The sequence below is a fragment of the Tsukamurella ocularis genome, from assembly GCF_965138335.1.
GTDB classification, from domain to species: Bacteria; Actinomycetota; Actinomycetes; order Mycobacteriales; family Mycobacteriaceae; genus Tsukamurella; species Tsukamurella ocularis_A.
This window is the reverse complement of sequence record NZ_CBCSDV010000011.1, coordinates 73,784-96,237: the sequence shown is the minus strand read 5'-3', so window position 1 is coordinate 96,237 and position 22,454 is coordinate 73,784. Positions and strand designations below refer to the sequence as shown.

General features: G+C 69.4%; 25 protein-coding genes. 13 read left to right on the top strand and 12 right to left on the bottom strand.

Translation table 11 applies throughout. The features are described from left to right. Positions 1–160: 160 nt before the first annotated feature. The 6 genes from ACNAYW_RS12105 to ACNAYW_RS12080 all read right to left on the bottom strand — a co-directional run bounded on the left by ACNAYW_RS12105 (position 161) and on the right by ACNAYW_RS12080 (position 2,566). Complete coding sequence (locus ACNAYW_RS12105; protein ID WP_415849947.1) at positions 161–532, bottom strand: hypothetical protein; 372 nt, start codon at positions 530–532, stop codon at positions 161–163. 82 nt (positions 533–614) lie between these two features. Continuing rightward, positions 615–872, bottom strand: coding sequence for a hypothetical protein (locus ACNAYW_RS12100; RefSeq protein WP_415849946.1), 258 nt, complete (start codon positions 870–872; stop codon positions 615–617). Further along, positions 869–1,075: a hypothetical protein gene (locus ACNAYW_RS12095; RefSeq protein ID WP_415849945.1), complete on the bottom strand. Its 207-nt coding sequence runs from the start codon at positions 1,073–1,075 to the stop codon at positions 869–871. Before ACNAYW_RS12095 ends, ACNAYW_RS12100 begins: the two co-directional genes overlap by 4 nt. After that, entirely contained in the window at positions 1,072–1,371 is a 300-nt protein-coding gene (locus ACNAYW_RS12090) for a hypothetical protein (protein ID WP_415849944.1), read from the bottom strand. The genes ACNAYW_RS12095 and ACNAYW_RS12090 overlap by 4 nt, the downstream gene beginning before the upstream one ends. Next, the gene (locus tag ACNAYW_RS12085; RefSeq protein WP_415849943.1) at positions 1,368–2,252 is read right to left on the bottom strand and encodes an ORF6N domain-containing protein; all 885 of its coding nucleotides are present in this window, start codon (positions 2,250–2,252) and stop codon (positions 1,368–1,370) included. Before ACNAYW_RS12085 ends, ACNAYW_RS12090 begins: the two co-directional genes overlap by 4 nt. A gap of 56 nt (positions 2,253–2,308) precedes the next feature. Then, positions 2,309–2,566 (bottom strand): helix-turn-helix domain-containing protein, encoded by a 258-nt coding sequence (locus ACNAYW_RS12080; protein WP_415849942.1) that lies wholly within the window; start codon positions 2,564–2,566, stop codon positions 2,309–2,311. A 262-nt stretch (positions 2,567–2,828) separates the two neighbouring features. On the opposite strand from ACNAYW_RS12080, the gene ACNAYW_RS12075 reads away from it, so the two are divergent. The 8 genes from ACNAYW_RS12075 to ACNAYW_RS12040 all read left to right on the top strand — a co-directional run bounded on the left by ACNAYW_RS12075 (position 2,829) and on the right by ACNAYW_RS12040 (position 8,593). Then, positions 2,829–4,874 (top strand): hypothetical protein, encoded by a 2,046-nt coding sequence (locus ACNAYW_RS12075; RefSeq protein ID WP_415849941.1) that lies wholly within the window; start codon positions 2,829–2,831, stop codon positions 4,872–4,874. Continuing rightward, positions 4,871–5,446 (top strand): hypothetical protein, encoded by a 576-nt coding sequence (locus ACNAYW_RS12070; protein ID WP_415849940.1) that lies wholly within the window; start codon positions 4,871–4,873, stop codon positions 5,444–5,446. Before ACNAYW_RS12075 ends, ACNAYW_RS12070 begins: the two co-directional genes overlap by 4 nt. A 76-nt stretch (positions 5,447–5,522) precedes the next feature. Then, positions 5,523–5,930 (top strand): helix-turn-helix domain-containing protein, encoded by a 408-nt coding sequence (locus ACNAYW_RS12065; RefSeq protein WP_415849939.1) that lies wholly within the window; start codon positions 5,523–5,525, stop codon positions 5,928–5,930. A gap of 41 nt (positions 5,931–5,971) precedes the next feature. Beyond that, positions 5,972–6,388 carry a hypothetical protein gene (locus ACNAYW_RS12060; protein WP_415849938.1) on the top strand — a complete coding sequence of 139 codons (417 nt, stop codon included), beginning with the start codon at positions 5,972–5,974 and terminating at the stop codon, positions 6,386–6,388. A gap of 60 nt (positions 6,389–6,448) precedes the next feature. Beyond that, on the top strand, positions 6,449–6,883 hold the full coding sequence (locus ACNAYW_RS12055) for a hypothetical protein (protein ID WP_415849937.1): 435 nt from the start codon (positions 6,449–6,451) through the stop codon (positions 6,881–6,883). Beyond that, positions 6,877–7,203 (top strand): hypothetical protein, encoded by a 327-nt coding sequence (locus ACNAYW_RS12050; RefSeq protein ID WP_415849936.1) that lies wholly within the window; start codon positions 6,877–6,879, stop codon positions 7,201–7,203. The genes ACNAYW_RS12055 and ACNAYW_RS12050 overlap by 7 nt, the downstream gene beginning before the upstream one ends. Beyond that, on the top strand, positions 7,200–7,418 hold the full coding sequence (locus ACNAYW_RS12045) for a DUF3263 domain-containing protein (protein ID WP_415849935.1): 219 nt from the start codon (positions 7,200–7,202) through the stop codon (positions 7,416–7,418). The genes ACNAYW_RS12050 and ACNAYW_RS12045 overlap by 4 nt, the downstream gene beginning before the upstream one ends. After that, positions 7,418–8,593, top strand: a complete 1,176-nt coding sequence (locus ACNAYW_RS12040) for a site-specific integrase (protein WP_415849934.1) — start codon at positions 7,418–7,420, stop codon at positions 8,591–8,593. The genes ACNAYW_RS12045 and ACNAYW_RS12040 overlap by 1 nt, the downstream gene beginning before the upstream one ends. A 200-nt stretch (positions 8,594–8,793) precedes the next feature. On the opposite strand, the gene ACNAYW_RS12035 is transcribed toward ACNAYW_RS12040, so the two are convergent. Continuing rightward, on the bottom strand, positions 8,794–9,327 hold the full coding sequence (locus ACNAYW_RS12035) for a hypothetical protein (RefSeq protein ID WP_415849933.1): 534 nt from the start codon (positions 9,325–9,327) through the stop codon (positions 8,794–8,796). A gap of 236 nt (positions 9,328–9,563) precedes the next feature. Then, on the bottom strand, positions 9,564–9,806 hold the full coding sequence (locus tag ACNAYW_RS12030) for an aromatic acid exporter family protein (protein ID WP_415849932.1): 243 nt from the start codon (positions 9,804–9,806) through the stop codon (positions 9,564–9,566). 101 nt (positions 9,807–9,907) lie between these two features. Here ACNAYW_RS12030 and ACNAYW_RS12025 point away from each other — a divergent pair, with 101 nt between their 5' ends. Then, positions 9,908–11,128, top strand: a complete 1,221-nt coding sequence (locus tag ACNAYW_RS12025) for a L,D-transpeptidase (RefSeq protein ID WP_415849931.1) — start codon at positions 9,908–9,910, stop codon at positions 11,126–11,128. Here ACNAYW_RS12025 and ACNAYW_RS12020 read toward each other — a convergent pair. After that, positions 11,066–12,403: an NAD(P)/FAD-dependent oxidoreductase gene (locus tag ACNAYW_RS12020; protein ID WP_415849930.1), complete on the bottom strand. Its 1,338-nt coding sequence runs from the start codon at positions 12,401–12,403 to the stop codon at positions 11,066–11,068. The genes ACNAYW_RS12025 and ACNAYW_RS12020 overlap by 63 nt on opposite strands. 124 nt (positions 12,404–12,527) lie before the next feature. Between ACNAYW_RS12020 and ACNAYW_RS12015 the strand changes: the two genes are divergently transcribed. Beyond that, complete coding sequence (locus ACNAYW_RS12015; protein ID WP_415849929.1) at positions 12,528–13,394, top strand: LysR family transcriptional regulator; 867 nt, start codon at positions 12,528–12,530, stop codon at positions 13,392–13,394. Between the two features lie 18 nt (positions 13,395–13,412). Here ACNAYW_RS12015 and ACNAYW_RS12010 read toward each other — a convergent pair whose 3' ends face one another. Further along, entirely contained in the window at positions 13,413–13,796 is a 384-nt protein-coding gene (locus ACNAYW_RS12010; RefSeq protein WP_415849928.1) for a hypothetical protein, read from the bottom strand. Positions 13,797–13,815: 19 nt separating this feature from the next. On the opposite strand from ACNAYW_RS12010, the gene bcp reads away from it, so the two are divergent. From bcp to ACNAYW_RS11995, 3 genes are all read left to right on the top strand, one after another. After that, entirely contained in the window at positions 13,816–14,289 is a 474-nt protein-coding gene (bcp, locus tag ACNAYW_RS12005) for a thioredoxin-dependent thiol peroxidase (RefSeq protein ID WP_415849927.1), read from the top strand. Positions 14,290–14,305: 16 nt separating this feature from the next. Then, positions 14,306–15,451 (top strand): acyl-CoA dehydrogenase family protein, encoded by a 1,146-nt coding sequence (locus tag ACNAYW_RS12000; protein WP_415849926.1) that lies wholly within the window; start codon positions 14,306–14,308, stop codon positions 15,449–15,451. A gap of 168 nt (positions 15,452–15,619) precedes the next feature. Then, positions 15,620–16,438 (top strand): transglutaminase-like domain-containing protein, encoded by an 819-nt coding sequence (locus ACNAYW_RS11995; protein ID WP_415849925.1) that lies wholly within the window; start codon positions 15,620–15,622, stop codon positions 16,436–16,438. Between the two features lie 108 nt (positions 16,439–16,546). On the opposite strand, the gene ACNAYW_RS11990 is transcribed toward ACNAYW_RS11995, so the two are convergent. Together ACNAYW_RS11990 and acpS are read right to left on the bottom strand one after the other, a co-directional pair. Then, positions 16,547–22,000, bottom strand: coding sequence for an ATP-binding protein (locus ACNAYW_RS11990; protein ID WP_415849924.1), 5,454 nt, complete (start codon positions 21,998–22,000; stop codon positions 16,547–16,549). 20 nt (positions 22,001–22,020) lie between these two features. After that, a complete protein-coding gene (gene acpS / locus ACNAYW_RS11985) occupies positions 22,021–22,446 on the bottom strand; it encodes a holo-ACP synthase AcpS (RefSeq protein ID WP_415849923.1) in 426 nt (141 codons plus the stop codon). Positions 22,447–22,454: the final 8 nt, after the last annotated feature.

Genomic DNA, 22,454 nt, shown 5'->3' with positions numbered 1-22,454 from the left:
GCGTGGTCTCCGTCCGTCGCCTTGGGGCACGCGTGCCGGGTGGTGGGCAGAAGCACCTGGCCGCAGTCAGGGCAGGTAGGGCAGCACGACAGGTGCATCACGTTCTGGCCGCAGAGCATGGGTCGCTTGCACTTCGAGCACGCCGGACCGTTCACGGCCGTCATGACCGAACCGCCTTCAACGCCTCGCCCTGCTTCTGCAGCAGCTCGATCACCGTCTCCACCTGCTGCACCAGCCCGAAGTCCGACAAGTCGTCCGCCGTCCACTGCGTCAGAAACTTCTCGAGGTCGCCGGCCAGGTTGTGCACCCGCCCCGCGATCCGGAGACGCTCCGCCCGCTCGTCGAGCAGCTCCTGCGCCAGCGCGGTCGCCGCGCCCGCGTTCAGCTCGCACCGATCCCACGGGCCGCCGAGCGGCGTCGGCACCGACTCCATCCGGGCCCGCGCGAGAGCCACCAGATCCTGCGCCGTCAGCGCGCGAACCCGGGCCTGCGCCGCGACGACCAGATCCACCTGCTGATCCGCCGGCGTCATCGCCCGGCCTCCCGCTCGTGCAGGCCGTAGATCAGCAGCCACGTCGGGACCAGCGCCGCCAGCCCGAGGAACGTCAGCCCGTTCACGCCGCCACCCCCAGCCCGAGCGCGGCGCGCAGCGGCGCCGTCGGCACCGAATACCGGCCGCCGATCCGCAGCACCGGCACACCCGCCGCCAGAAACCCACGGCCCTCCGCGTTGTCGCACGCCTTCCGCGCCGCCGCGTACATGTGCGTCCGGCCCACACCCAACGCGTCCGCGGTGACCATCAACGTGGTCGCCGCGTACGTCGCCAGCTCGTGCTCGATCTGCGCGGTCGTCATCCGCTCCGGCTCGCTCACGCGATCACCTCGATCCGGTCCGCCGGCAGCGCCATCTCGTACGGCTCCGCGAAGTCCTTGTGGTTCAGCACGACCGCGCCCATCAGCGCGCCGTCCGCGCCGACGAACCAGTGCGCCAGATCGACGACGTTCATCGGCAGATCGAGCTGGTCGTCCGGGCCGCCGTCCTCCCGCGGGAGGGCGCGGACCAGCGCCGCGGTCACCGCGCACCACCCTGCGCGGCGCGTGCCCCGGTCATCGCCGCGTCGAACAGCGCCTCCCGCAGCCACGACGACATGTCCTCCCACGCCGGCAGAACCGTGTGCGGGATCGAGTCCGGCATGAACTTCGCGCGGCGCGGGTCACGGAACTGAGCCGCGACCGCATCACGGACCGCGGTCTCGAACTCGTTGATCCACGTGAGCGCCGCGTTGACCTCGGGAAGCTCGAAGTCGGTGCTGTGGGCCAGGACGTGCCGGGCCTGCTCGTACTCGTCGAACGACGGGATCGTGGTGGTCATGCCGCACCGCCGATCTGGCGCGGCAGCGCGAGAGTGCCGTTCGCGTCGATGTACCGGACACAGCGGTCCCAGGCGTACTCCTGCCCGGTCGGGGTCAGCGTCGACCGGACGTAGTTGTGCCCGTTCGGCGCGGTGTCCTCGTCGTTGTGGGCGAAGCCCTTCTCGATCGCCCACGCGGTCGCCTGCCCGGAGTCCAGGCGATCTCCTCGCGTGAACATCCCGAGCTTGCGGGTGGACAGGAACTCCATCACCTCGGCCTGCTTCACGACCACTCCGTGCGCGTCCTGCGCCCACTGCTTCAGCTCGCGGAAGAACTGCTGCCGCGTCTTGGCGCCGACGCCGGCGGCGTGGGTCTTGGCGCGCTCGACGAGCGGCCGCTCGCGCTCGATCTGCTCGGTGGCCGCGACGAGCTGCCGTGCGGTGGCCGCGAACATGTCGGCCATGACGAGGACGCCGCCCGGCGTGGAGATGTCCGGGAGTGCCGCGGGGCGCTCCGCGTCGAGCAGGTAGGTGCGGACCTCGCGGGCCGTCTCGCTGTCGCGCAGAAGCATCCCCACGCGAAGGACCGCGCGACGGGGGAACAGCGCCAGCGACGGTGCCGTGGCGGGCATCCCCAGGTCGTCGGGAGTGACTGACAGGATGTCAGCAACTTCCCCGCGCCGGATCACGCGGTACCCGTCGGCGGCGACCTCGTCGCGGTTGCGCTTCACGAGCTGGTAGATCGTGTCCACGTCGACGCCGTAGAACTCGGCGGTCATAGCGGTGGTCACGTGCGTCCGATCGGGCAGTGTGCGCAGTACGCCCACCCGGTCGAGCACATCGGTCCGCGAGGCGAGCTGATCGCGCTCGCCCCTCGCGTCCGGTAAGGTCAGGTCCTGCATAGAGACTCCTAGTTCTCGTTGTTCCCGGAAGGCCCGCCCGGCATGGCGGGCCTTCTTCATGCGGCAGAAATCCGCTTATTGCGTGTGCTACGTCCGCTGTCAGCGGATCCGTAGGCCACGAAAAGGAGATCCACGGGCACATCAAGCGCCTCCGCGATACGAACCGCCAACTGCGGCGTACATGTGGTCTTCCGCCCTGAACAGAGGTGCCCGATGAACGACTTCGAGCACCCTGCATAGCGAGCCAGTCGCTGCATCGAGAATCCCCGCTGACGCATCAGCGCCCGGAGCGTCTCGATCGACGTCAACTTCATCCAGCTCCCCTTCGGCCATCGCTGCTGTGCAGCCACTACATCCTCCCTCGGTACACGGTGTGGTGTCAACTGTCTGCGGATGATTCAACCGCAGTTGGTAGACACGGGTCAAGTAATCACATGGCTGTAGTTCCGCACGCTGCGGATATGGGGCACGATTGGGGCGGATCATTGGTAGACGTAACCGGCCCGATCGGACCCGTTCGGCGGTAGACGACACGGTGGGCAAGCGGATTGCACTGCGACGGGAGGACGGAGAAACGTGGCTGAGGTGTCAGAACTGTGGTCGCTCATCCAGAGCCACCTCGACCAGTACGGAGTCACCGATGCCGAATTCGCTCGCCGCATGGGAGTCAGTCCTCAAACCCTCAACTCATGGAAGAAGCGCGGAGTCCGCAAGCTGCCCGATCGCGACAAGCTCGAATCCGTCTCCGAGCTCACGCGAAACACGTATGCCCACGTACTCGATGCGGCGCTGGTTGATTCTGGGTACAAGGACGAGCTCCGCGACGAGCTCGTCGAGATCGGGCAACGGATCCGCGATCTTGACGACCCCGGCAGTTGGGACGCTCTCCGGGACCTTGTTGCGGAGCTCCTGGACGCCTACTACCTGGAGGCGGCGGAACGGCGACCGAAGCTCAGCGAACTCATTGGCAGCGGACCCCGACGGACGACCGTTGCGCCGGCCGCGCCCGCGGACGCCACGTACCCGCCGCGTGCGCTCGAGAAGACCAAGTCGGGGCGCATCGCCCACCCCGCGAACGAGACCGAGCGGCTCAGCCTCCTCGAGTTCTACGGCTTCACACCCGACCGCCTCGACCTCTACAACCTGGGAGACGGCAAGGTCCTCACCGGCTTCCTCATGACGGTGCACACGGACGCTCTCAAGCGCGAGCAGCCGGACCTGTGGGCGAAGGCGATCACGCCCGGGTTCGACGAGCAGTTGAAGGCAGCCGGCGCAGCATCCGTGCGCGGCATTCGATACCTCGCTGCACCCGCGTGGGTCCGGCGCGCGCTCGCGCGTGCGGGCTGGGTTGCGCCGACGCTGCTCTCATCACCACGCCCAACGCCATCGGCTGTCGCAGAGGCTGAGAAGCACCTCCGCTACGACCCTGACGCCGCAGCCGAGTACATCGAACTCACAGATGCCGTGGGGGTGCAGGAGCAAGAGCCGATACACGAGCAGGTCCATTCTGCGGACCAGCCTGCTGCCGCTGCGTCGGCCAGGACCGAGGTCGCCGAGGACCAGGCGAGTGCGCGCGAGAAGACCTGGGTGGTGTTCAGTACCACCATCCGGCCCGGCGGTACACCGGCAATCGCCAGCGACGAAGTGACGGCGCCGTCCTACCGGCAGGTTCTCAACCACCTCGAAGAGGAGCTGAAGGCGCGCGGCTGGGACATCGCGCGGGAGGATGGCCAGGACGCCGGGTACGACCTGCTCGCAGTCGACGACGACGGAACGCCCACGTTCTACGACGTGAAGCACCCCGTACCCGCAGAGAAGCGCGTCGCCCGGAACAACCTGCTGATCCTGTGGACACCTGACGGATGGGATCGAGTAGCCGGCGCCGTCGACGACATCGTCGAGCGCCGGCAACGCCGCGCAGCGACTGGCGGCGGACCAGCGCCCACCCCGCGTGAAGTCGAGAACGTCCTCGTCGAAGCTGACCAGATCAAGCGAAGCTTCGTCGAGGAAGCCTCGACCGTCGACCTCACGAACGTCGACGCGCCGCCGGATCTCGTCAAGGCCGTCGACCTGTACGCCGCACAGATCCGTTACATCGACCCGCCGCAGGCACCGCGCGAACCGTTCATCATCGCCCGCGCGATCGCCGCACCATTCCGCAACGGAGCACAGGTCACGGCCACCATCGACCGGATCGAAAGCGACGTCCCTTGGGACCGGCCCGGGGCCGTCGCGGGCACGCTGTCCGCGTTCCCCGCGATGCTCGAGGCCGCGAGGAATGCCCTGATCGCGCTCGATCACGCCAGCCAGCGGGCACTCAACCTGGCGGCTACCCGCGAGATGGGTCAGCGCCTACGCACCACCCGCACCAGCCAGATCGGGGATGGGTCCGACGCCTATCGCCTGACTGGCGTGGACGTGTCCATCCCGACACCGTGGGTAGAGCTCCCCGCCGACCTGGGCGAGACGCTGGCCGCCTCGGCGCCACAGGACCCGCGCCAGTCCGACTACGCCGGTGCCGCGCGCGACCTCGGTGACGAGCCCGTCGGCCGGAAGCTCCGCCGCCGCCAGGACGAGGCCGGCGAGCTCCCTGATCCCGAGGGGCCGGAGGGCGGCGCGTGAGCAAGCAACGCCGCAACCGCAAGCCGAAGGCTGAGCCTCCCGCGACCCCCGAACAAGTCATCACCAGCCGTATCCACGCGCCTGGGTGTGCCTGGATCTTTACTCATGACTGTGCGGAGGCTCTCGCTGCCCTCCGTTCCGTTGATCACGCCGCGTGCGACCAGCTAGAAGCGCTCCCTCGTGCAGCGGAGCGTTTCGGTCTTCCCGCCGAGAACAACGGCGAGCACCCTGACAGGCATCACGAGAGCCACCGCTGCCCCGTCGGCTCCCAGGTACCGAACCTGAAGGGCTTCGCCTTCTCTGAGACACTCCCCATGCCCTGGGCTGGAGAGCTGAAGACGATCTCCTCGGATGGACGGACTCTCTATCGTCTGTACTTCATCGAGGGTCGACCGGACTGGCCGCCTCCGACCGACCTGATTATCGGGGCTGGCGTCGGTCAGAAGCCGGTCGATGAGAACACTGCCTGGTGCAGCGACGACCAGACCGAGGATATGCACAGCGCGATGGTCTCGGGCGTGACCTACTGCACCAATACCGGGCGGCGTTGGCGACGCTGGAACACAGCTTGATACCGTTTGCGTTATACGTCATGCATAGGCAGCCAGTGTCATGCAAGCTGGTGGAGGAAGAGCCGAGGAGGCCAATGTGGCTACAGACATGTTCCCGAGCATTGCCGAGCCAACACCGCAGGATCGCGTCGGGGCTGAGATCGCGGATGAGCAGATGAACCTCATCTTCGGGCTTCGACAGGTGAGGATGCGCCGCAAGATGTCCATCTCGGATGTCGCTGCGGAGATGGGAGTGGACCCCGCGCAGGTCTCCCGCTTTGAAACTGGCGGCACGAATCCAACGATGTCCACCATCCGCCGGTACGCGAAGGCAGTGCGCGCCGTCTTTCGTGTGCAGGTCCGCGAGTACGAGCTCGACCAGACCGAGCGGATTCGGCACGCCGCAGACTCCGCGCTGAAGAACAACTCTGACGACCCTGTGGGCGGCACGGCGGGCGAGACCAGGGTTGCGAGAATGCGCTACGAACTTGCGGGGCGGTGCTAGTGGAACCAACTGCAGTCGCGTTGCGGTGGCATACCCGCAGCGTGGAGCGGAGGTTTGATGATGAGGTCGCGCAGTGGTCCGCAGACCCGGATGAGGACGGTCTAAGGCTCTCGGTCGGAGCGGCGCTGTCGCACGCGAGTGAAGACGACCACGATGACGAGAGGCCTGTAGGCGCCCCGTCAATCGCACTGCGCGTGGTACTTCAACTCGACAGGGATGACCTCTCTATCAAACTTGACTGCGCGACGCGATTCACGTTCGCGGAGAACATGGACATGACTCCGGAGGAAGCTGCCGACTTCGCGACCACTGCCGGGCTGGCGTATGCCTTCGGGTTCGTGCGCGGGGCTATGTGTGACCTCCCTCGAAGCGTTGGGCTCGCTGGTGTGATGCTTCCCGCGCTCTACCCCGAGGAGATGATCAGCGACATTCGCGAGTGGGTGCTCCGCAGCGAATAACACGGGTGTAGTTCCTGGTCAGAGCGTTTTCTGTCGGTCCGTACGTGTACAACATCGGGCATGACGATCGAACGAGGAACCTGGCACCCGTGGAGGGAGGCTCGCGCCCGGAACTGGCTGGAGATCCGCTTCGGCGACATCGGGCACACCACGCTCGCCGGGTGCATCAACGGCCGCCGGATCCAGCTGGCCGACGACCTCACCCAGGCCGAGCGGCGCTGCACCATCGCGCACGAGCTCGTGCACGACGAGCGCCGCGTCTACCCGCGCGACCCCGTGCTGCAGGCCCGCGAGGAGACCGCGGTCCACGAGATCGCGGCACGCCGGCTCATCGAACTCGAGGACCTCGTCGACGTGCTCCGCTGGGCCCGGCACGCCACCGAGGTCGCTGACGAGCTGTGGGTCGACGTGCCGACGCTCCTCGCCCGCGTCCGCGCACTCACCGACGACGAACGAGCCTGGGTCGACGCCCGGGTGGAGGACCGGCCATGCTGACCAACCACGACGCCCCGCGCCCCGTGAGCACCCCGGACGGCCCGTTCCGCTGGCCCGACGGCGCGATCGTCTTCAGCGACACCTGGTCGCAGTGGTGGACGTGGCAGCGCGCGGGCGCGCCGGCCGACACGTGGCAGGAGTTCCGGGCCGCGACACCGGAGCTCGCTCCCCCGAGCCTGTGCCGCCGCGGCCTCGACTTCAAGGGCGTGGACCTCCGCGGCCTCGACGACGGCGACGAAGGCGGAGCCGACACCAGCGACCACCTGCCGTGGCCGCTCGGCGACGAGCCGGACCCCGACGGCCCGGAGTTCGGCGCATGACCGAGCTGACCGACCGCGAGCGCGCCATCCTCGACTTCGAGGCCGGGTGGTGGCAGCAGCGCGGCGCCAAGGAGGACGCCATCCGCGCCCAGTTCGACGTCTCGCCGATCCGGTACACGCAGCTGCTGAATCAGCTGCTCGACCGGCCCGAGGCGATCGCCTACTCCCCCACCGTCGTGAACCGGCTCCGCCGCATCAGCAGGAAGGCGCCCTGATGGCCCGACCACCGCTCCCCCTCGGCACGTGGGGGGAGATCACCCGCGCCCAGACCGCGTCCGGGCAGTGGCGCGCCCGTGCGAAGTACCGCGACTGGGACGGGCGCACCCGCACCGTCGAGCGGTTCGGCGCCTCGGGCGCGAAGGCCGAGGCCGCGTTGAAGATCGCACTCCGCGACCGCGCCCGCCCCGCCGCCGCGCCAGCCGACGTCACCCGCGACACCAACCTCGCCGACCTCGGGGCCATCTGGCTCGACACGAAACGCCGCCAGAACCTCGCGCCGAAGACGATCGAGCTGTACGAGCAGACCATCCGCACCCACGTCACGCCCGCCGTCGGCGAGCTCCGCGTCGGCGAGGTCACCATCGGCGGCCTCGAGCGGTTCCTCGACACGAAGGCCGGCACCGTGAAGAAGCGCTGCCGCCTCGCCCTGTCCGGGATGATGGGGATCGCAGCGAAGCACGACGCCGCGGACCGGAACCTCGTGCGCGACACCACCCCGGCCGCGGTGCAGCGGAAGAAGCCGCGGGCCATCAGCGCAGCGGAGCTGACGATCCTCCGCGCGCGGGTCGCCGCGTACGCCGGCACCCACGGCGGAGACGGGAAGCCGACCGGCCCGCCGCGCGCCGTCGACCTGCCCGAGCTGTTCGAGGTGTTCATCGGCACCGGCGGCCGGATCAACGAAGTCCTGCCGCTGGCGTGGTCCGACGTCCTGTGGGACTCGAAGCAAGTGGTGCTGAACCGCACGAAGGGCGGCGAGAACATGCTGGTGCTGACCTTGCCGCAGTTCGCGATCGACGCGCTGAAGGCCCAGCGGGCCCGGATGCTGCCCGGAGACCTGGTGTTCCCGTCACGGGCGGGGACGGCGCGCCTGGCGGCGAACGTGCGGCGGCAGCTGCGGGAGGCCCGCAAGCACGTGGTGCGCGACGCTCGCGGGACGGCGGATGGGCCGGCGGGGATGTTCGAGTGGGTGACGCCGCACAGCTTCCGACGGACCGTCGCGACGGTCCTGGCGGAGGAGCTGGGCGAGGAACGCGCCGCCGGACAGCTCGGGCATTCGGGGCCGGACGTGACGCGCGCGCACTACATTGAGCGGAAGGCGGTGGCGCCGGATTCGTCGGTGGAGCTGCAGCGGAGGTTGGCCCCCAGCCCACCTTTTACCCACCCGAAATGAGCGAAATCAGCGGCATTCGGGAGACTGTCCGTCAGTTCGGGTCCACGGAACACCGTACACTCCAACACTTCTCGACATCACCACCCGTCAGCGACAGGGCGGAACGCGGTCAGCGGGTTCGGGGTTCGAGTCCCTGATGGCGCACAACCGAGAAGCCCCCTCCATATCGGAGGGGGCTTTTTCGCGCTTACTCGGTTGATCTACGCAGCCGCCCGACAGCCGCCTTTCATTCGAGCGGAGACCGGCGCCGACCTACCCCTGGGCGCCTGCTCGCGATACAGCGACAGCGTCGCGCGGCACTGGACCGCGCGACCGGCTCCCGTCACCGCGGCGAAGTCGACCAGGTAGTCGAGCCCCTCCCCCTGGTACGGGACGTCGAGCGTGGACCCCGCCACGTGCTCGGAGGGCTGAACCACGATCGCCGTTGCCCTCGTGACCGGCGACGGACGCGCGGAGAGCACCTGGGCCACAACACCATCGGCGTCCACCTTCGCGTGGTTGTCACCGAGGATCGCGTCTGCACCGCCGGCGACCACCGGGATGGCGATGCAGAAGAACCCGACGAAGAAGAGCACCGACTTCCACCACTGCCAGGCGGCGACCCACCGCTCCTTCCACACCATGATCGGCCCGATGAGCAGGAGCATGGCGGCGCCGACGACCACCCATTCCCAGGCACTGGTGTCGGGATTGGTGACTCCGGAGACCTTCGTCCACGAAATGCCGATCAGCACGACCCGCTCGCCTTCACCACTGACGCCAATCGATTCACATCAGTAAATACTACACGATGCGCAGCGGAATCGGACACTCGGCGATGAGTGATCACCCTCGCAGAATTGAACCTTCTAAATTTACCTACGCTAAGTTAAGCTTTGATCCGAGCCTGGGGAGCAACCACCTCACCTGCCGCCCGCAGCGTTCTCCCCAGGCTCTCCCCCAGGTCGGGAGCCCGGCTCCGGAGCCGGGCTCAGTCCTCGTCGTCCTTGCCCGCCCGGTAGCCGAGCGCGGAGGCGAGCGCGATGCCGAGCGCCAGGCCCACCCCGATGCCCAGCGCGGGATTCCCCAGCGCCGTCCCGATGCTCGCGCCGAGAACCACCCCGATGGCGATGCCCAGCGCCAGCTTGTTGTACCCCTTGTCACCCCACGGGCCGACGGGGCGCTCGTCGCCGTCCTGGGCACCGGACTCGGACCGGCCACCGTCGTCGCTCACACCCGCACCGTACCGGCAGGGCCCGCTCCGCGCCCGGTAGAATCGGGAGCAATCGGTCCCTGCGGGCCGAGTCCCGACTGAGCCTTTTCTGGAGCTGAGCCATGCGCAACCGTCCCGCCGTGTATCGACGTATCCCGACGGCGGTGACGGCACTGGTCGTCTCCGCCGCCCTGGTCGCCGGGTGCACGTCGTCCACGGGTGACGCGTCGCTGCCGGACGAGAGCCAGAAGATCACCGACTCGACGCCCTTCTTCGATCTGCTCCGCCCGCAGATCACCTCCAGCGTGCGCAACGGCACGCTGGACGTGCAGCCCGGCGTCCCGGTCAAGGTCACCGCGAGCGGCGGCACGCTGACCCGGGTCGTGATGACGAACCCGGACGGCAAGGAGGTGGCCGGCAAGCTCGCCGAGGACGGCCGCTCCTGGGTCAACGCCGAGCCGCTCGGCTACAACAAGACCTACAAGCTGCGCGCCGAGGCGAACGGCATCGGCGGCGTGAACGTGGCGAACGAGACCTTCAGTACGCAGTCGCCGAACAACCTGGCGCAGGCGTACTTCACCACGGCCGACAATTCGACGGTGGGCGTCGGGCAGACGGTGGGCGTGAAGTTCGACGAGCGCATCGCCGACCGGATGGCGGCGCAGCGGGCGATCAAGGTCGTCACCGATCCGCCGGTCGAGGGCGCCTTCTACTGGATCAGCCCGTCCGAGGTGCGTTGGCGGCCCGAGAGCTACTTCAAGCCCGGCACCAAGGTGAGCGTGGACGTGAAGATCTACGGCGTGGACCTGGGCGGCGGCACCTTCGGCCAGAAGGACGCCTCCACCCGGTTCACGGTGGGCGACGAGGTGATCACGACCGTCTCCGACAAGGACAAGATCGTCCGCGTCACCAAGAACGGCAAGCTCATCAAGACGATGCCCACCTCGATGGGCGGCCCCGGCAACGAGACCCCGAACGGCGTCTACCTCATCGGCGATCACCGCGAGAACATGATCATGGACTCGTCGACGTACGGCGTACCGGTGAACTCCCCCAACGGATACCGCACGCTGGTCGACTACGCCGTGCAGATGTCCTACAGCGGGATCTACCTGCACAGCGCGCCGTGGTCGGTGAACCAGCAGGGCTCCACCAACGTCAGCCACGGCTGCCTCAACGTGAGCACCGAGAACGCCCTGTGGTTCCTGCAGAACACCAAGCGCGGCGACATCGTGAAGGTCACCGACACGTCGGGGCCCGTACTGGAGGGCACGGACGGCCTAGGCGACTGGAACCTGCCGTGGTCCGTCTGGCGTGCCGGTAACGCCAAGTCCGCCGGGTAGCTCCTCCCCCGCGTCCGCCTCCGGGGCTCCGACGGTGACCGTCGGCGCACCGTCGGGCAGCGCGATGGCGGCGAACCCGGGCCGGGCCGTGCCGACGAAGGCGCGCAACCAATCCCGGAGTACGGCGACGCGGTTGCCCATGCCCGCCAGGTAGTACAGGTGCACGGCGAGCCAGCCGGCCCAGGCGAGGATGCCGGTGAGGCCGGGCAGGCCGAGCGGCGGCTGGATCACGGCGTGCGGGGTGTCGATCATCGCCATGCTGCCCTTGTCCAGGTACTGGAAGTGCGTGCCGGGGCCCTTCTTCCCGCGGATCACGTCCGCGGCGTGCCGGCCCTGCTGCATGGCGACGGGGCTCTGCCCGGGCAGGCCGTTCAGGCTCGTCATGTCGCCGAGGGCGAAGACGTCGGCCCGGCCACCGACCGTGAGGTCGCGGTTGATGAGGAGTCGACCGTTGCGGTCGGTCTCGCTACCGGTGGCCTCGGCGATCACCCCGGCGAGCGGCGTGGCCTTGACGCCGGCCGACCAGACGACCGTGCCCGCGGCGATCTCGCGCTCGACGCCCGCCTTGTCCTTGACGGTGACGACGCCGTCCTCGATCGCGGTCACGAACGTACCGGTGTGCACCGTGACACCCGCCTTCTCCAGCGCGGCGAGGGTGTAGCCCGAGAGGGTGCCGCCGTAGAAGGGCAGCACGTCGTCGGCACCCTCGACCAGGTGGATGCGGATCTCGGCGTCGTCGTGGAAGCGGCGCGCGAGCTCGGCGACCTGGCCGGCCACCTCGACGCCCGTGGCGCCCGCGCCGACCACCACGAGGGTGCGCGCGGGGCTCTCGGCCGGGGCGTCGAACGCCGCGCGCATCCGGTTCCGGAGGTTCTCGGCGTCCTCGAGGGTCTTGAGGGCGAAGGTGCGGTCGGCCCACTCGTCGTGGCCGAAGTACGCCTGCGCGGCGCCCGCGGCGACGATGAGGTAGGTGTAGCCGATCTGCTCGATGCCCTCGCCGGTGGCGTAGGTGACGACCTTGCGCTCCGCGTCGACCTCGGTGACGTAGCCCGTGACGACGTCGACGGCGCGGCGGCGCCGCAGGACCTGCGCGATGGGCGGCGCGATGCGCTCGCCGGCGGTCACGCCGGTGGCCACCTGGTACAGCAGGGGCTGGAAGAGGTGGGTGCCGTTCGCCGAGATGAGGGTGGTCTCGATGTTCGATTTGGCGAGCTGCTTCGCGGCGGCGAGGCCGCCGAATCCCGAGCCGATCACCACGACGTGGGTGCTGCGCATGATCTTCTCCTCCTTCAAGACGTCGTTGTCTACTACCAGGTTGGTGCATGGATGAGAACGCTTCAACCTGGTAGATCGCCGTCCTGATGATGCGATCCATCTCTTCTGTTCATACAATGGCGGTATGGAATTCCGGCAGCTCGAGTACCTCGTCGCGGTGGCCGATCACGGCGGCTTCTCCCGCGCGGCGAAGCAGTGCTTCGTGTCGCAGTCGGCGGTCAGTCACCAGATCGCGGCGCTGGAGAAGGAGTTGGGGGCCGAGCTCTTCGAGCGGGCCGGGCGGCGGGTGCAGCTCACGGACGCCGGCGAATCGCTGCTCCCCCGGGCGCGTGAGCTGCTCCGGCAGCGCGACGAGGCGATCGACGCGGTGCGCCCCCGGCCCGACCGGATCCGGCTCGCCGCGAACATGTCGTTCGCCCGGTCCGCACTGGCCGCGGCGTCCGACGTGCGCGAGCGGCACCAGGGCGCGGAGATCGACTTCCTCATCAAGCCCTTCGCGCAGCGCATCGCCGCGGTGCGGTCGGGCGAGGCCGATCTCGCGCTCATCCGCGGCCGCCTCGACGAACCGGGCCTCTACCTGGAGCCGCTGTGGGTCGACAACCCGCTGATCGCCTTCTCCACCCGGCACCCGCTCGCGGCGCTCGGTCGGGCACCGTCGACCGCGGAACTGGCGCAGTACCCGCTGCTCCTGCCGCCCCCGCACCAGCAGGTCCTGCTGCACCGGCTCGTCGACAAGGTCTTCACCGCCGACGGACTGGAGGTGCGGTTCGGCCCCGAGATCCGCGACGACCACCCCGTCGCCTTCGAACTGATCAACCACCCCGAGGGATGGACGCTCCTGTACGAGGACCCGCGCCAGCCCGGCATCGCCAGCCGGCCCGCGCCGGGCTTCACGCTGCCCGTCTCCGCGGTGCTGCGGACCGACGCCACGCCGAACCCACTGGTCGCGGAACTGCTGGTCGGGCTGTCGAACGGCTACCGCCGAGGCTGATCCGGTCCGACGGTGCGGTCAGGGCTTGCCGCGGAACCGCTTGGTCACCTCGGTGGGCACCGCGAGCACCCGCTCGGCGACGGTGACCGCCGCCCCCGGCACCGAGAGCAGCGCGTTGAGCTTCTCGAGCGCCGCGTCGGTCTTCTCCAGGGTGGCGGAGAACCGGGCGGTGAGCTTCTCGAACTCGTCGAGGTTGCGGTTCACCCGGGCCACCGTCTCGTCGAAGGTCGACATGGTGGTGCTCATGTTGTCCATGGTCACCGCCATGCCCTCGAGCATCGTCGTGGCCTGGTCGATCGTCATATCGGCGTTGAGCGCTGCGCTCGCCAGGTTGCGGATGCGCGCGCGTCCGCGGCCACCCGCGCCGCCGGAGTACCCCGAGCCCTCGTCCTGTGCTGCCATGACCGTTACGGTAACCGGCATGACTACTTCGACGCGGCTGGAGCCGGGAGTTAATGCACCTTCTTTCACTTTGCCGGACCAGGACGGGAAGCCTGTTTCGCTCTCCGACTACCGTGGCCAGCGGGTCGTCCTGTACTTCTACCCGGCGGCGATGACGCCCGGTTGCACGAAGCAGGCCTGCGACTTCCGCGACAACCTGGCCGACTTCGGCGACGCCGGGCTCGCCGTGCTCGGCATCTCCCCCGACAAGCCCGAGAAGCTCAAGAAGTTCCAGGAGCGCGACTCGATCACATTTCCGCTCCTCTCCGACCCGGATAAGCAGGTGCTTACCGAATACGGGGCCTTCGGTGAGAAGATGATGTACGGCAAGACCGTGACGGGCGTCATCAGGTCGACGTTCGTCATCGGCGCGGACGGCACCATCGAGGTGGCGCAGTACAACGTGCGCGCGACCGGCCATGTCGCCAAGTTGCGCCGCGACCTGAAGCTCTAGAGAGGAACCCACCGACGTGGAACGCACCATCTACTCCGAGGACCACCTGCAGTTCGGCTCGGCGGTCCGGGACTACCTGCAGAAGCAGGTGCTGCCGCACGCCGAGCAGTACATCGACGACAAGCTGATCTCCCGCGACGTGTGGCGCGGCCTCGGCGAGCAGGGCGTCCTCGGGCTGGAGATCCCCGAGTCGTACGGCGGCGGCGAAGCGGAGGACTACCGCTTCAACGCCATCGCGCAGGAGGAGCTGGCCGCAGTCTCGATGGCCTTCGCGAGCTCGGTGGGCATCGACTTCGACATCACCACGCCGTACATCGTGCGGCTGGGCACCGACGAGGCGAAGCAGCAGTGGCTGCCCGCCATCGCCGCCGGCGAGGCCGTCGCGGCGATCGGCATGACCGAGCCCTCCGCGGGGTCCGACCTGGCCGGCATCAAGTCGACCGCGGTGCGCAGCGGCGACGACTGGATCCTCAACGGCTCCAAGACCTTCATCACCAACGGCTACACCTGCGACGTCGCGGTGATCGCCGCGAAGACGAATCCGGACGCCAAGGCCCGCGGCATCTCGCTGTTCGCCGTGGACTGCACGCTGCCCGGCTTCGAGCGCGGCCGCAAGCTCGACAAGGTGGGCCAGCCCGAGGCCGACACCGCGGAGCTCTTCTACTCCGACCTGCGGGTGCCCGCCAGTGCCCTGATCGGCGAGGTCGACCGCGGCTTCTACCACATGATGGAGAAGCTGCCACAGGAGCGCATCGGCTCCGCGGTGGGCAACGTGGCGCACGCCAAGCAGATCCTGGCCGAGACCATCGAGTACGCCCGCGAGCGCAAGGCCTTCGGCGCGTCCATCGGCTCGTTCCAGCACAACAAGTTCCTGCTGGCCGACCTGGTGACCAAGATCGAGATGGCGCAGGCCTACGTGGACCAGGCGGTCGTCGCGCACGCCGAGGGCACGCTGACCGCCGTCGACGCCGCGAAGGTCAAGTACATCTCGGCCGAGATCCAGAACCAGGTGCTCGACTCCTGCGTGCAGCTCCACGGCGGCTACGGATACATGCGCGAGTACCGCGCCGCCCGCGCGTGGATGGACGCCCGCGTGACCCGCATCTGGGCGGGTTCCTCCGAGATCATGAAGGAGATCATCGGGCGCGACCTCGCGCTCTAAGTTCTTCGACGGTGACGGCCGGGTTGCGCTCCGCGCGGCCCGGCCGTTCGTCGTCTCCCGGGTTCGACGGGTAGTGACACTGTTCGCCGCACGACTCTCGGATTCTGTCCGTTCCGGACAGCGCCGTCCGGCGGACCTTTCGGTACCGAGCTGGTTACGCTCGTCGGTGTGACGATCGCGTACGACCGGCCGGGACGACTGACCGACCTGAACGGAGTGCACTCAGAAGCGATCGGGCTACTCGCCACCGAACCGGTGGCGATCTGCACGCCGGTGCAGGGGTTGGTGATTCAACCGACCGATCCGGGGGCGCGTGATCTCCCCGAGGATCGTCAGGCGGAGAATCAGGTCCGGCCGGCCGCCGACCTCGTCGCCCGGCTGTACGAACTCGCTCCGAAACCGATCGCAGAGCCGCGGGAACCGCACCTGCGCGTGGTCGGCACATGTCGCCATTTCGCGGTTCTCGCGTGTTCCCTACTGCGCCATCGCGGAGTGTCCGCCCGGGTCCGCTGCGGATTCGCCACCTACTTCGTGACGGACCGAGCAGTCGATCACTGGATCGTCGAGTACCGCGACCACGGTGATGGCCGGTGGATCCGCCTGGATCCGGAAGTTCTCGGGCAGGGAGTGGTCGAGCATCCCGAAGATCTTCCACCAGGCCACTTCCTGTCCGGGGCCGAAGCGTGGATCGCCTTCCAACGCGGGGAGAGCAACGCAGACCGGTTCGGCGTATTCGGCACTGAGAACTGGGGGCCCGCCGAGATCCGCGGAAATCTGGTGAAGGATCTCGCGTCCCTGAACAAGGTCGAGATGCTCCCCTGGGACGAGTGGGGGCGGATGACCGAGGCCTACGAGGGAACGACCGGACCGGACTACGACTCCCTCCTCGACGACGTCGCCGCAGTCTGCGTCGCCGACGATACGGCCGCGATCGCCGCCATCTACGAGCATCCGGACCTCACGGTTCCGGATCCCCTGATCCGCTGAAGGGCCTGCCGGGCTCGGCGAAGCACGGCCAGCGGTTTCGCTTCGAGTGGCCGTCCATGCCGAAGGGCACCGCCCGGATGTCCCGACGGTGCCCCTCGTACGCGAAAACTACTGCGCGGCCTCGATCACCGAGATGATCTTGGGGCGCAGGTCGGCGGCGGCGATGATCTCATCGACCGAGCCGACCTCGACGGCGCGACGGATGCTGTGCACCCCGTCGAACTCGGAGGCGACCTCGCCCAGCTTCTCGGCGCGGACGGAGCCCCGCACCTCGTCGAGCTCGGCGAGCAGTGCCGCCCGCTCGGTGCCGGTGGCCTCGGCCACCTGCGCCTCGAGGTCCTTGACCCGCGCGTCGCCGGCGGTGCGCGCGTTGACCTCGCCCGAGAACACCACGGCGGCCGCAGGGGCGCCGCCGAGCACCGAGGCGAACGAGCCCTCGATGGCCAGCACCGTCATGTTCGGGTTCAGCTGCTTGCTGAACACCACGAACGCGCCGCCGTGGTACCGCGAGATCACGCAGAACACGATGGGGCCCGAGAAGTTGACGATCGCGCGGCCGATCTCGGCGCCGTACTCCAGCTGGAGCTTGCGCAGCGACTCGGGCGAGCCGTCGAAGCCCGAGAGGTTGGCGAGCACGACCAGCGGGCGGTTGTCGCTCGCCGCGTTGATCGCGCGGGCCGCCTTCTTCGACGACTGCGGGAACAGCGTGCCGGCCGTGTAGGTGTCCGGGCCGTCCGTCGCCGGGAAGCCCAGGCGCGGCACCGACTTCGACTCGATGCCCAGCAGGCAGACCGGGATGCCGCCGATGTGCACGTCCTGCACCACCGCGGTCTCGGCGTCGGCCATGCCGGCCCAGCGCTCGAGCACCTCGTGGTCCTGGTCGGACAGCGCGCGCATCACGGTGCGGATGTCGAAGGGCTTCTTGCGATCCGGGTTCTTCTCCGCGGAGAAGATGTCGCCCACCGTGGTGAAGTCGCTGTCGGCCAGGACGTGCGGGAACTCCGTGATGTCGCGGTCCGACGGGTCGGTGGTCGCGGCCCGGCGCGGTGCCTGCTCGCCGGGGGCGATGTAGGTGTGCGCGTAGTGCCCCATCAGGATCTGGTGCGCGCCCATGAGATCCGCGGCCCAGTACTGCGCCTGGCCGTTCGGGCCCATGATGCGGTCGTAGCCGCCGATGCCGAAGTTGTCCTCCGCCGAGACGCCGCCGGAGAAGTCCAGCGACTGCTTGCCCGTGAGCACCATCGCCGACTCCGGCGTCATGATCAGGACGCCCTTGGTGTGCATGAGCATCGTGGCCTCGGCGTTCCAGTACGGCTGCGCACCCACGTTGATGCCGGCGGAGACGATGTTGATCTCGCCGCCCTGCTGGGTGAACTCGACGATCTTCTTCAGCGCCGCCGCGACCCAGTCCATGTTCTCGGTGCCCGAGTCCATGGAGATGCGGGCACCCGCGGAGAGCGCGTACCACTCGACGGGCAGCTCCATGCGGTGCGCGAGGTCGATCGCCGCGCTGATCCGGCGGCACTCCGCCTCGGCGAGCGCGCCCAGCGACTTGGTCGGATCGCCGAGCAGCAGAACGCGCTTGACGCCCTCGGGGTACAGCTCCGTCGCGGTCGAGATGACACCGACCACGATGCCCGCGGTGTTGCGGCCCTTCGGCCGGTCGGTGGGCACCAGCACGTCGGCGATGTCACCCTCGGCCAGCTCGTACTCGACGAAATCACCCAGCGCGGAGGTCAACTCGTACGGGTAGACGGTGTTGCGGCTCGCGGCGCGCAGCACCTTCTGCCGGTAGCCGTCGATCGGCTCGACGGTGTCCTCGATCGGCTCGCCGATGTGCAGGTCGGCCCGGCCGGTGGGGCTGAAGGACACCCGCACCTCGGTCTTGACCAGCTCGCCGGTGGCCGCATCACGACGCCGGCCGATCAGCAGCACCTCCTCGAGGCCCGCGCCGACCGTGGTCGACCCGATGTGGCCGGCGAGCGCCTCGAGCTCGGCGTCGCTGAGGTCCACCGGCGGCCAGATGTACATGACGATCCGGTTGGTGGGCAGCCGCTTCGCGCTGGGGCGGGCGGCCTGCGCCCGGCGGATCGAGTCCACGCACGTGGCGAGGGCGATCTCGGCGGTCGGCAGGGCCAGCAGGCGACCCTCGCCGTCGCGCACGGCGGCCAGGTCTCGGACCTGGGCGAAGGCGACGAGGCGGTCGTCGGCCGGGTTCTCCTTGGCGACGGCGCGGTACAGGTACACCTCCTCGTCGTCCGACGAGGTGAGGCGCGTCAGGTCGAAACGGCGCAGCCGCTCCAGCTGCATGCGCTGCGCGATGTACGGATGCAGGCCGCGGATCAGGCGATCCTCGACGACCCCGTTGGTGGCCGCGCGGAACGTGAAGTGGTGGTGCATGACCGCGCCGCCACTGCCCGCGACGGTGATCGTCACGCGGCGGACCTGCGCCGGCAGCGGGTGCGCCGACAGCACGCTGTCGAACGCGGCCACCATCTCGTCCTGGTCCTCCGGCTGCTGCTCCCAGCTGAGGTAGATGTCGGCGTCCACCGACGCCGCGCCCTCGGCGACCTGGGCCAGCCCGGCGACCGCGTCGCTGAGGCCGTCGTAGGCCACGGCGGCGGAGGCGAGGAGCGCACCGTCGCGCTCGGCGACGACCCACTCCGTGCCGGCGACGTCCTGCGTGCGGACCTCGGTGAGGCCCTTGTTGCCGTAGTAGCGACGGGTCAGGACCTCGAGCATGACCGCGTTGTCCGTCGGGTGATCCCCCGCCAGGCGCTCGCCCAGCAGCAGCACCAGCGGCTCGGTGCTGCGCACCATCTCCGCGACCCGCTCGGAACGATCGGCGGCCGTGGGGTTCTCGTCGAGGTGCGTCAGGTGGGCCCGGACCGCCGAGTACACGCCCTCGCGGTTCCCGCGGAGCAGCGGCTGCCCGAACCAGGCGAAGACCACGCCGCGGGCGAGGTCGGCGATCACCGGATAGCGCGACTGCGTCGCGTCCATGAGCCGCTCGAGCACGGCGCGTGCGTCGCCGCCCTCCTCGGCCGACGGTGCCGGCTCGCGCAGCCACTTGCGCAGCAGCGCCGTGAGGACGCGGACGCCGACCTTGGGCCGCTGCTGCGCCAGGAAGATGCGGAAGACGGCGGACTCCAGGTCCGCGGTGCGGTCAAGCTCGGCCACGCCGTAGTGGCCGAGCGCCGCGGCGAGCTTGGCGCGGTACGAGTCCGGCAGGCCGGCGCGGTCGGCGTCCAGGCTGCGCAGGTAGGTGTGGAAGTGCTCGCGGGGGCTGTGCACCTCGTCGTCGCCGCCCACGGAGCGGCGCAGGCCCAGCTCGGCGAGATCGGCGAAGACGCTCGCCAGTGCGAGCTCGGCGCCCGCCGGGGCGGCACCTTCGAGCTCGGCGGCGACGCGGTCCACGAGGTACTCGTCGAGCAGGCGGCTCTCGTCCGCCGGGTCGACGTCGAAGCCCAGCAGCTGGCTGCGGAGGGCGTCGCGGCCGGCGGCGGCCCGCTCGACCGCGCCGACCTGAGCCGGCTCCTCGGGCAGGTCGATGGGGCCGGCGGCCGAGCCGGCGGCCTCTTCGTCGCCGTCGCCGAGGGGCTCGAGGCGCAGCATCGCGGCGCCGGCCTCGACCTGGCTGCCGACGGTGACCGCACACTCCTTGAGGCGCGCGGAGAACGGCGCGCGGAGCACCGTCTCCATCTTCATCGACTCGAGCACGAGGAGCGGCGCGCCGGCCTCGACCTCGTCGCCGACGGCGAGCGGCACGGCCACCACCAGGGCCGGCGCGGGCGAACGGACCACGCCGCCCTCGTCGCGGCTGACGCGGTGGGTGACGCCGTCCACGTCGACCACGTGGACGGGGCCGTGCGTGCCGGTGGTGAGCCGGTACCGGACCCCGTTGACCACGGCCTGGCCGGTGTGGTTGTCGAAACGCTCCAGATCGACGTCGGCGGTGCGGGTCTCGGCGCCGGTGTCGATGACGAGCCGGAAGCTGTGCGCGCCGGTGCGGGCGACGCGGACGCGGTAGCTCGCGCCGCGCAACTTGAAGTCCAGCGGGGTGCCGCTCTCGTGCTGCACCTGCGGGCGGCCGCCCGACGCGGTGGTCAGCAGGCGGGTGAGCTCGGTGCGCTCCTCGTCCTCGTAGGCGTCGATGGCGGCCGAGGCCAGGGCCACCGAGGTGTGCCGGTCGGCGACCAGACGACCCTCGCCGCGGACGCGGTCGATCCAGCCGGTGTCGGCGCTGCCGTCGATGACCTCGGGCTGGTTCAGCAGGTCGAGCACGAAGCTCTTGTTGGTGGCGCCGCCCTCAATGATGACGCGGGTCTCGTTCATGGCGCGCCGGAGGCGGCCCAGGGCCTCGTCGCGGTCGCGGCCGTAGGCGATGACCTTGGCGATCATCGAGTCGAAGTCGGCGGGGATGGTGTCGCCCTGCGAGACGCCGGTGTCGATGCGGATGCCGGGGCCGGCGGGCAGGTCGAGCAGCGCGATACGGCCGGGGGCCGGCGCGAAGTCGCGATCCGGGTCCTCGGCGTTGAGGCGGGCCTCGATCGCATGGCCGCGCTCGACGGGGCGCTCGCCGTCGAGCTTGCCGCCCGACGCGACGTGCAGCTGGGCGCGGACCAGGTCGAAGCTGTTGGTGACCTCGGTGATCGGATGCTCCACCTGGAGGCGGGTGTTCACCTCGAGGAACGCGAGCAGGTCGTCACCCGGGTGGTAGAGGAACTCGACGGTGGCGGCGCCCCGGTAGCCGACCTTGATGGCGAGGCGCTCGGCCGACTCCTTGAGCTGCTGCACCTGCGCGGCGCCCAGCACGGGCGACGCGGACTCCTCGATGACCTTCTGGTTGCGGCGCTGCACGGAGCAGTCGCGCACACCGAGGGCCCAGGCGGTCTCGCCGTCGGAGATGACCTGCACCTCGACGTGGCGGGCGCCGGTGACCAGGCGCTCGAGGAAGACGACGCCGCTGCCGAAGGCGCGCTCGGCCTCGTCGCGGGTGCGCAGGTAGGCGTCCTCGAGGTCGGCGTCGGAGGCGACCATGCGGATGCCGCGGCCGCCGCCGCCGGCGGTGGCCTTGAGCATGAGGGGGTAGCCGATGTCCTTGGCCTTGGCCTTGGCGTCCTCGAGGGTCTCGACGGGGCCGCGGCTCCACGGCGCGACGGGGACACCGACCTCCTCGGCGATGAGCTTGGCGCCGATCTTGTCGCCGAGCTGACGCATCGCGTCCGGGCTCGGGCCGACGAAGACGACACCGACCTCCGCGCACTTCTCCGCGAAGACGGGGTCCTCGGCGACGAAGCCCCAGCCGACCCACGCCGCGTCGGCGCCGGTCTCCTGCAGGGCCTTACCGAGCAGCTCGTAGTTGAGGTACGGCCGCGCCGCGGCGGGCCCCAGGTCGTACGCGATGTCGGCCTCGCGGACGAAGGTCGCAGTGCGGTCGACGTCGGTGTAGAGGGCGACGGTCTCGATCTGCTGCCCGGTCTCGGCGGCCAGGTCGCGGACCGCATGGATGAGGCGCATCGCGGCCTCACCTCGGTTCACGATGGCGATTCGGCTGAACACTCGCTTGTTCCCTTTCGGCTCTATCCGGTGCGCTCTTGCAGTCCGTTCGGACCGCCGCGCTCTTCAGTTCTCTCGATCACCGCGAACGCCGCCGCGGTGTCACCGTCGTGGGTGAGTGACACATGGATCGTCGCATCCGGCCCGAGGTCGGCCGCCATGCGGCCGTACACCCGTACCGCCGGCCGTCCCCAGGCGTCGGAGACGACCTCCACCTCCCGCGCGCCGATCTCCTTCTCGGCCGGCCGCTGGGCGTAGAACCCCGACGAGAACGCCTTGAAGACGGCCTCTTTGGCCGCCCACCGGGCGGCCAGAGAGCGCACGTCGCCCGCGGCGTCCCGTCGTTCGGCGGGACTGAACGACGAGAGCATCGTGGTCCCGGGCTGCGCGAGTTGTTCCGCGAACCCGGGCACGTGCACCACGTCGATCCCGACTCCCACCACGGCCATGGCGGAAG

Bases quoted from the DNA above. Each gene is read 5' to 3' on its own strand.
- bcp (WP_415849927.1), top strand. From the start codon at position 13,816: ATGACTACTTCGACGCGGCTGGAGCCGGGAGTTAATGCACCTTCTTTC.
- ACNAYW_RS12090 (WP_415849944.1), bottom strand. From the start codon at position 1,371: ATGACCACCACGATCCCGTCGTTCGACGAGTACGAGCAGGCCCGGCAC.
- acpS (WP_415849923.1), bottom strand. From the start codon at position 22,446: ATGGCCGTGGTGGGAGTCGGGATCGACGTGGTGCACGTGCCCGGGTTC.
- ACNAYW_RS12105 (WP_415849947.1), bottom strand. From the start codon at position 532: ATGACGCCGGCGGATCAGCAGGTGGATCTGGTCGTCGCGGCGCAGGCC.
- ACNAYW_RS12085 (WP_415849943.1), bottom strand. From the start codon at position 2,252: ATGCAGGACCTGACCTTACCGGACGCGAGGGGCGAGCGCGATCAGCTC.
- ACNAYW_RS12080 (WP_415849942.1), bottom strand. From the start codon at position 2,566: ATGAAGTTGACGTCGATCGAGACGCTCCGGGCGCTGATGCGTCAGCGG.
- ACNAYW_RS12010 (WP_415849928.1), bottom strand. From the start codon at position 13,796: ATGGCAGCACAGGACGAGGGCTCGGGGTACTCCGGCGGCGCGGGTGGC.
- ACNAYW_RS12045 (WP_415849935.1), top strand. From the start codon at position 7,200: ATGACCGAGCTGACCGACCGCGAGCGCGCCATCCTCGACTTCGAGGCC.
- ACNAYW_RS12020 (WP_415849930.1), bottom strand. From the start codon at position 12,403: ATGCGCAGCACCCACGTCGTGGTGATCGGCTCGGGATTCGGCGGCCTC.
- ACNAYW_RS12025 (WP_415849931.1), top strand. From the start codon at position 9,908: ATGCGCAACCGTCCCGCCGTGTATCGACGTATCCCGACGGCGGTGACG.
- ACNAYW_RS12040 (WP_415849934.1), top strand. From the start codon at position 7,418: ATGGCCCGACCACCGCTCCCCCTCGGCACGTGGGGGGAGATCACCCGC.
- ACNAYW_RS12050 (WP_415849936.1), top strand. From the start codon at position 6,877: ATGCTGACCAACCACGACGCCCCGCGCCCCGTGAGCACCCCGGACGGC.
- ACNAYW_RS12015 (WP_415849929.1), top strand. From the start codon at position 12,528: ATGGAATTCCGGCAGCTCGAGTACCTCGTCGCGGTGGCCGATCACGGC.
- ACNAYW_RS12055 (WP_415849937.1), top strand. From the start codon at position 6,449: ATGACGATCGAACGAGGAACCTGGCACCCGTGGAGGGAGGCTCGCGCC.